The organism is Pseudomonas floridensis, from assembly GCF_002087235.1.
GTDB classification, from domain to species: domain Bacteria; phylum Pseudomonadota; class Gammaproteobacteria; order Pseudomonadales; family Pseudomonadaceae; genus Aquipseudomonas; species Aquipseudomonas floridensis.
Genome location: NZ_MUIO01000188.1, coordinates 1 through 9,081 on the forward strand (window position 1 = coordinate 1; position 9,081 = coordinate 9,081).

General features: G+C 58.9%; 4 protein-coding genes and 1 pseudogene. All 5 read left to right on the plus strand.

The window, feature by feature from the left end; genetic code table 11:
- The first annotated feature begins 382 nt into the window (after positions 1-382).
- Positions 383-2,434: a putative bifunctional diguanylate cyclase/phosphodiesterase gene (locus tag BZK31_RS28040; RefSeq protein WP_083186427.1), complete on the plus strand. Its 2,052-nt coding sequence runs from the start codon at positions 383-385 to the stop codon at positions 2,432-2,434.
- Between the two features lie 194 nt (positions 2,435-2,628).
- Positions 2,629-3,987, plus strand: a complete 1,359-nt coding sequence (locus tag BZK31_RS28045; protein ID WP_083186428.1) for an imelysin family protein — start codon at positions 2,629-2,631, stop codon at positions 3,985-3,987.
- Between the two features lie 199 nt (positions 3,988-4,186).
- On the plus strand, positions 4,187-5,074 hold the full coding sequence (locus tag BZK31_RS28050; RefSeq protein WP_083186429.1) for a DUF4123 domain-containing protein: 888 nt from the start codon (positions 4,187-4,189) through the stop codon (positions 5,072-5,074).
- Positions 5,071-8,538, plus strand: coding sequence for a toxin VasX (locus tag BZK31_RS28055; RefSeq protein WP_083186430.1), 3,468 nt, complete (start codon positions 5,071-5,073; stop codon positions 8,536-8,538). Before BZK31_RS28050 ends, BZK31_RS28055 begins: the two co-directional genes overlap by 4 nt.
- Positions 8,528-9,081 (plus strand): annotated as a pseudogene (locus BZK31_RS30230) (DUF6708 domain-containing protein); the annotation flags it as partial. The gene BZK31_RS28055 and the pseudogene BZK31_RS30230, both read left to right, overlap by 11 nt.

The window sequence follows — 9,081 nt, forward strand, 5'->3', positions numbered from 1 at the left end:
AAGTGAACAGCATTACGGCCTTGCGCCGGGTTTTTTATTGCCCGCTGTCCGGGGACCGTTCACTGCGACGGCCCACCCTCCATATCGTCAACGTCCCGCAAAAATGTCATTCAAATGCGTGAACATGCCGCGTTTTTCGTGCATAACAGTAACGTCATGTATTGCCAGAAAACACCAGCTGACTAATATCAAGAAGCAGTTCTTTTACAGCGTTACGCTCAAGTTACAAACGCAGCCGTCCGACACAGTAGGAATTGCAGGACCCCGTCAGTGCCAGGCAGCGGCGTATGGGAAAAGGATCAACCGGACACGACGGCCCCTGATCATCCGGTTCCGGAGGGTGAAAGGCGACACGTCTGCGACTTGAATTAAGGAACGCCCATTGAAGCTGGAACTCAAGAACAGCTTGTCGGTGAAGTTGCTGCGCGTAGTGCTGCTATCGGCGTTTTTTGTCGGCGTCGTGTTGAGCTGCGCGCAGATCGTCTTCGACGCCTACAAGACTCGGCAAGCCGTGGCGAGCGACGCCGAACGCATTCTGGACATGTTTCGTGACCCGTCTACGCAGGCGGTTTACAGCCTGGACCGCGAAATGGGCATGCAGGTCATCGAAGGTCTGTTTCAGGACAACGCCGTGCGCATGGCCTCCATCGGGCATCCGAACGAAACCCTGCTGGCCGAAAAAGACCGGCCGCTGAAAACCTCTTCAACACGCTGGCTGACCGACCTGATCCTGGGTCAGGAACGCAGCTTTACCACCCAACTGGTAGGACGCAGCCCTTACAGCGAGTATTACGGCGACCTGCGCATCACACTGGATACGGCCAACTACGGCGAAGGTTTCATCATCAATGCCGTGATTATTTTCGTCTCCGGCGTACTGCGTGCGCTGGCGATGGGTCTGGTGCTGTATCTGGTCTATCACTGGCTGCTGACAAAGCCGCTGTCGCGCATCATCGAACACCTGACCGCCATCAATCCCGACCGCCCCAGCGAACATCAGTTGCCCTTGCTCAAAGGCCACGAAAAGAACGAATTGGGCATCTGGGTCAATACCGCCAATCAACTGCTGGCATCGATCGAACGCAACACCTACCTGCGCCGCGAAGCCGAAAGCAATCTGCAGCGCATGGCGCAGTACGACTTTCTGACCGGCCTGCCCAATCGGGTGCAACTGCAGATGCGCCTGGACAACATTCTGGAAAACGCCGGGCGGCAGCAGCATCGCGTCGCAGTATTGTGTGTCGGTCTGGATGACTTCAAAGGCATCAACGAGCAGTTCAGTTATCAGGCCGGCGACCATTTGCTGCTCGCCCTGGCCGACCGACTGCGTGCCCACAGCGACCGGTTGGGCGCGTTGGCGCGCCTGGGCGGCGATCAGTTTGCGCTGGTTCAGGCCGACATCGAACAGACCTACGAGGCGGCCGAACTGGCGCAGAACGTACTGGATGAACTCGAAGCGCCCTTCGCCGTGGACGGGCAATCCATCCGGTTGCGCGCCACCATCGGCATTACCTTGTTTCCGGAAGACGGCGACAGCCCGGAAAAGCTGCTGCAAAAGGCCGAGCAGACCATGACCCTGGCCAAGGCGCGGTCACGCAACCGTTATCAGTTCTACATCGCCAGTGTCGACAGCGAGATGCGGCGGCGCCGCGAACTGGAAAAAGACCTGCGCGAAGCCCTGCCGCGCAATCAGTTGTACCTGGTCTATCAGCCGCAGATCAGCTACCGCGACCATCAGATCGTCGGCGTCGAGGCCTTGATCCGCTGGCAGCATCCCGAGCACGGCCTGGTTCCACCGGACGTGTTCATCCCCTTGGCCGAACAGAACGGCACCATCATCACACTGGGTGAGTGGGTGCTGGATCAGGCCTGCCGTCAGTTGCGCGAATGGCACGATCAGGGCTTCACCGACCTGCGCATGGCGGTCAACCTGTCCACGGTGCAACTGCATCACGCCGAACTGCCACGGGTCGTCAACAACCTGTTGCAGATCTACCGCCTGCCCTCCCGCAGCCTGGAGCTGGAAGTCACCGAAACCGGCCTGATGGAAGACATCAGCACGGCAGCTCAGCATTTGCTCAGCCTGCGCCGCTCCGGCGCGCTGATCGCCATCGATGACTTCGGCACGGGTTACTCGTCGTTGAGCTACCTGAAGAGCTTGCCGCTGGACAAGATCAAGATCGACAAGAGCTTCGTGCAGGACCTGATTGACGACGATGACGACGCAACCATCGTGCGCGCCATCATCCAGTTGGGGAAAAGTCTGGGCATGCAGGTCATTGCCGAAGGCGTCGAAACCGTCGAGCAGGAAGCGTATGTGATTTCCGAGGGTTGCCATGAAGGCCAGGGCTATTTCTACAGCAAACCGCTGCCTGCCCGGGAACTGCTTGCGTACCTGAAGCTGGATCAGCGCAACAACGCGGCCATTCTCTGAGCCCGCCCCACGTGTATCACCAGCCTCCAGACGCCTCGCATCGGGTATCTTGAAACCGACTGTTACATGCTGTCGAATACCTGATCACGACCCCACAGGCGTTTTGCCTTTACATCGAATGCAAATCTTTCGCATTATGTGGCAGATTTTCTGGGCGCTCGTCGCCATAAACCCTTTAGACGCAGGATTCCGTCATGATTCGTATGCCTCTGGCAACCGCCAGTCTGCTGGCCATCGCTATCTCTCTCGCCGGTTGTGGCGAAGGCAAGGACAAGGCTGCGGCCCCGGCTCCAGCCACTGCTCCGGCGACGCCCGCTGCCGCACCGGCACCGGCTGCGCCTGCCACGTCTTCAGCGACCCAGACCGACGATGCGGCGGCCAAAGCGGTCGTAGCGAACTACGCCAACATGGTTGCCGCGGTGTTCAGCGATGCCGAAGCTGGCGCGAAGAATCTGAGCACTGCGGTCGATGCGTTTCTGGCCAAGCCCAACGATGAAACCCTCAAAGCCGCCCGCGAAGCCTGGGTCGCAGCACGCGTGCCTTACATGCAGAGCGAAGTCTTTCGCTTCGGCAATACCATCATCGACGACTGGGAAGGACAGGTTAACGCCTGGCCGCTGGACGAAGGCCTGATCGACTACGTGGCCAAGGATTACCAGCACGCGCTGGGCAACCCGGGCGCTACCGCCAACATCATCGCCAACACTGAAATCCAGGTGGGCGAAGACAAGGTTGACGTTAAGGACATCACCCCGGAAAAACTTGCGAGCCTCAATGAATTGGGCGGCTCCGAGGCCAACGTTGCCACCGGCTACCACGCCATCGAGTTCCTGCTGTGGGGCCAGGATCTGAACGGCACCGGCCCTGGTGCGGGTAACCGTCCGGCCAGCGACTACCTTGAAGGCGCGGGTGCAACCGGCGGCCACAATGATCGTCGTCGCGCTTACCTCAAGGCCGTCACCGATCTGCTGGTCAGCGATCTGGAAGAGATGTCCGGCAACTGGAAAGCCGGTGTCGCCGACAACTACCGCGCCACGCTGGAAGCCGAGTCCGGCGAAGACGGTCTGCGCAAGATGCTGTTCGGCATGGGCAGCCTGTCGCTGGGTGAACTGGCCGGCGAGCGCATGAAAGTGGCACTGGAAGCCAACTCCAGCGAAGACGAGCACGATTGCTTCAGCGACAACACGCACAACTCGCACTTCTACAACGGCAAGGGCATTCGCAACGTTTACCTGGGCGAATACACCCGTACCGACGGCACCAGGATCAGCGGCCCGAGCCTCTCGTCGCTGGTTGCCAAGGTGGACCCGGCCACCGACGCCACCCTGCGCGCCGACCTGGACGATACCCAGGCCAAACTGCAGGTCATCGTCGATCACGCCAACAAGGGCGAACACTTTGACCAGTTGATCGCCGCAGGCAACACCGCGGGCAATCAGGTGGTACGTGACGCCATCGCGGCACTGGTCAAGCAGACCGGCGCCATCGAGCAGGCGGCTGGCAAGCTGGGCATCACCGATCTGAACCCGGACAACGCTGACCACGAGTTCTGATCCGTAACGCCATTTGACGCCAGACAGAATGCCGGTCTCATTGACCGGCATTTTTGTGTCTGGCGTACGAGAATTTCAGGCTTCACACATGACATTTCAGCGCTTTCTGTAGGGTGTTTCCCAAACCGTATTTAGCGTATTGATCGCGCCTCTCGCACCACGGACTATCCGCGCCTCATGCACCCTTCAAGGCGCGCTCATGCCCGAGTTTGAAACCGGCCCCCACGACCTGCCATGGTCGAAGAACGCTTATCTGCTGCTCAACGCAGTGAATGTCCCGGACCTCAGGAAGAAGATCTTCGACTGGCAGGTAGACGAGGCCTGCGCGATGCTGTTCCTGCAGACCCGCTTTCGCGAGCTTCTGGACCACTCGCCGGTCCTGATCCGGATCGACGGCCCTCACGACCCCATGTTTGCCCGCTTTCTCACGCACACTCGCGAAGAGTGGGGACTGCTGCTGTTCAGCGATGCCGGTCTGCCTGCGCTGGCCCGCCATCTGCGCTGGCTGGTGTTCGTGGATCAGCCGGTCGGCAAGGCCTGTCACCTGAACCTGTCGGACCCGCCCGTGGCCAACGCCCTGTTCGGCCTGCATCCGTATCACATCGACAATCGCCTGTTCGGCCCCATCGATCAGGTGTACGCCGCCGATATCGTTACCGAACGCTGGATTCGCCACGAGCGGCGTGGCCAGCCGGTACCTCATGATCCCGATGTGCTGTATCGCCTGAGCGCCGAGCAGATCGACGCACTGGACGACGTTGCGTTTCGCCTGATCGTGATCAGTCTCGATCAGCACCTGCGTCGTTTTTTTCCGGACTACCTGTCCACGCATACGTCCCTGACATCGCGCTACGAGCCGGTGCACGCACTGGCCAGCGAGGCGTACGAAAACGGTTTCAACAGCGAGGCGGACATTTTTCACTACGCCAACGTCATGTGCTTTCTCGCCACGCAGCCGCCGGACGCCCATCCCGACATCCGTGCGCTGCTGGTCAGCCCGTCGTCACTCACCCCTTCACAGCGTATTCAGCAGGCCAACCGGCTGGCGGTCGAACACGCCCGCCAGCCATCGGGAGTTCCGCAATGACGCGCAAAACACTGCCTGCCGTGGACAAGGCCTATTGGGAATCCCGAGCCAAAAGCCACACCGATGCACGCAACAGCCTCAATACCTGCCCGCTCATGGGCGACAAGGTTCAGTTGCTGCCCCTGCGTTATGGCCGCGTCGAGCGGCTCCGCAGTCAGCAGGACACACAACGCTACGCACGGCTGAAACGCCCCATGGGTCTGCGCCTGCTGCGCGACGGTTATCTGTATGTGATCGACGAGAGCAGCGGCTATCTGCACGAATACCGGATCGAAAATGGCGTTCCCACCAAGCTGTTCTGGCAAGGCTGCGAGGTGACCCAGGACGTCCGACAGAGCAGCACTGGCGAGAACACGCTGATCTTTGCGCGCGACAGCACTCTGTACGTAGCCTACGCCGAACTGCAATGGACAGCAGCCAAGTGCGCCCATGTACTGGGCAGCGCTGACGACCGTCACTACTTCATGCAGATGGTCGATCTTTCCGAGGCCGACAGCCAGAAGGGCGGCGTTCATCTGCGCGTCGAGTCGCAGATAACGGCGCAACTGGCAGAACTGGCCGAACGCCCCGCGCAACAGTGCTCGATACCCGACATACCCGAGGATGAGCAACGGGACTACGTCTGGGAGTCTGCGCCGCTGTATCGCGAGGCCCACATCGGCGAGCTGAAGCACCTGCTCAACCCGTATTACGAGAAGAACCATCTGTATCTGGTGCTTGAAGACAGCATCGGCGTTCTTCGCGACCTCGCAGAAGAACAGGACACCGTCGTCGGCTGGATCGATGAGTGGCGCGAGCGTAACGACAACGAAACGCGTTACCTGACCGCCAACTACATCGACACGCTGATGAGCATCGGCGACAACAAGGCTCGTCAGGTGAACCCTGACTCCAGGCTGATGAACAAGACCACGCCAGAACAGCGCACCCGCATCTACGACTACATGGATGCCCGTAACCAGTGGCGCCGGGAAAAAAGCCGTGGGCCCGAACAGGTTCCCCGTACGCCCGGTCAGTATTCCGCCATGCGCGGCGATGTTTACCAGGCGCGGCCTCAAACCCGGCTTGCCAGACTGGACATGGAAAACAAACGGGCGCAGATGGAGTCCGCGCTGGGCGATAAGCTGTATCGGGAATTGAAGGACGACATCGAAGCGCTGGATAAACACCATCAGGGCATGATGAACGGTGTCGGCCTGGGCTCGCGGGGTATCAACGACCTGGTTCGCCTTGATGAAATGCAGGCTTACCTGGCCCAGGAACGCTCACACCTCAAGCGCTGGACCCAGCGTCTTGACGACATCACCCACGACCGCGTCAGCCTGTTCACGCAGAGCGAACTGTATCGAAGCGCGTGGTACTTCGACCCGGATCATCCCGACCAGCTCATCAATGCGTTGACCATGGAGCTCAACTGCACCCGAGACCTGTGTCGCACCGAGGAAAGTCTGCAGAAGGTCAGTGATTATTTCCACGAGAATCCGCATTACATCCTGCCGGTATTCTACGGACGCCTGAATCTGGCGTTCCTGCAGTCGAAGGCGGGAGATCTGATCAAGTGGCTGGATGACATCAGACAATTTGGCGATGGGCTGATCGGTGCTCAGGACCGTATTTTAAAGGTCAGCCACATCATAGGCCACCACTGGACCCATAGCCTTCATCTGCCTGCGGCCGCAGTGCCGCTGCATCAGGCGGTCGCTGCCAGCTACATACCGTCCGTTGCCCTGCGCATGGATCAATGGTTAGCGGAGATGCAGAGCAAGCTGAACAGCCCGGCGCTGCGCCATCACCTCGAGGGCCTCAACCGGCGAAACAATCGGGCGCAACGTCTGGGCACGCTCGTTGCCCTTCGCCAGGAGGCCGCCACGCTGAGCATCGCGAATGAAGCCGATGTACAGAAGTACCGCGATGCCTTTGTGCGCATGAACACGCTGATAGGCACCGAAAACGACCTCATCAGCGAGCGCAATCGTTTGAACAAACAGAGCGCCAAACGCTCGCTGACCTCGACTCAACGCAACGCTCTGCACTACGACCGACGCCACAATCAGCAACAACTGCTACAGACACGTAGCCAGATCAACACAGTGCGCCTTGAACTCGAAAGCGCCATTACCCTGACCGGCAGCCCCGCCAACGGATCCATCGGCGTGAAGCTCAACATCAGCGCTGCGCAGATGAGTGTACTGGACGATGAAATTGCGCGTTTGCGGGCGGGACAGATCAGAGGGTATGGGACGCCCGGGGCCCTAGGGAACGCATTCATAGGCGGCTTTTTTCCGTTGCTGGCGGTGACGTTGCAGATTGGGAATCTGCGGGAGGCGTTGGAGGTTTGGAAAACGTCGGAGGGGGATAGGTCTGTGAAAGAGTTAATAATATTAGGTGGAGCTTTGTTATCCCCCGCAGCGGCAGCGATTTCAGTTTACCAATCAGCGCATATCGCGATAGTTGATAACGTACTACGTGTACTGGCAGCTAATCCTGCGGGAACATCGGGAGGATTATTCACGGTCCGGCTGGGGAAACTAGGTTTGGGGTTGGGCGCCCTCATTGCCCCACTCAGCCTGATAGGTGCAATGGGCACAGCATTGAACAACTGGGACAAATGGAACACCGCACTGGATCTTGGCACAACAGGTGAAAAGATCGGTGCCGGGACGGCTTTGTTGGGCGATGTTGGGGCGATCGGTGCTAACGGGTTAGTGACTGGCTATGCCGGTAAAGAGCTATACGGCCTCTTGCGAGAAGTCAGAGCAGCACCTGCAGTACAGCGAAAACTGGTTGCCAGTCGGGCTTGGGCAACCCGAGGTGCACGCTTCCTGCAGTTTTCCATGAAGATGACCCCTTGGGGACTTATCTCAACCGCGCTGCAATTAGGCGGTGAATCGCTTTACAACTATTTCAACCTGGACGATCAACAGCGTTGGTTGCTCGGTTCCCTCTGGGGCAAAGAGCCTGAAGGCTGGGATTGGCCCACTCATGCGCAAAAGCTCGCCGAGTCCAACCTGCGACCCACGCTGCTCGACAAAGGCCTGGTCCATCGCGAGGTCGATGGCGAACCTGTGCGCAGCCTGCATCTGGTACTGCCTGGCCTGACCCGGGCCAGCTTCGACGACACCTCGCTACGCTGGTCGGCACAGTTGAAGAGCCTGTCCGATACGCAGGATGTCAGTGAGGCTCTTTGCCAAGGGCTCTCAATAGCGGCAGCCTCTCCTTTGACCCTTGCACTTGAAATCCCGAACGAATGGCACGGGCATCAAACCCTTCTGCTCCTGCGCGTGGCGGTAAAGCCTGCGCTGGTAAAGGCTTATCTGAAAGCCGACCAGGGCTATCTGACTTATCGCGTGCCACTTGGCGTGGACACCGTGAGCAAACCTGTCAGCGCTTCGACCAATGAAACTGCGGATGACCTCCAACTTCCGGCAATACCGATCACACGAGAACGCTTGAATGACCTCTGACAAATACGAACGCCTGCCTGTAGCCGGGGATACGGAAAACGAGTCCGGTACTGAAGTTTTCTATCTCGCTCCACGGCCGGTTCCCACCGGGGTTGCAGCGTTCAGCTCGCGCAGCCTTCACCAATACGCTAATGACGTCTATCTGGACTTTGGACTAGGTGCCGCAGCAGTAGAGTTTGGAGTGCGCTGTCATATCGGATCGATCATGTCCATCGTGATTTTTTTCATACTGCTGTCCATAGGGTTGGGCATTGACGATCACTACAGATTTGGAAGACCTGTTTTTGACCTCTTCCTGATTTTAGTTCAGCCAAATCCTTATTTCTGGGGGATCGTAGGAGGGTTGGTACTGATGTATCTCTATTGTTTCGCTCAAGCCGTCTACCCCCATTCCAAAATCCCGCCTACTCGCTTCAACCGCCAGCGTCGTGAAGTCGCCTATGTGGCCAGCCGGGGCGAGCCGCCGCGTTTCATTCCGTGGGAAGACGTCATCGCCTGCGTCAGCAGCAGCATGGTCGCCACCCCGCACGGCACCCAGCAGAA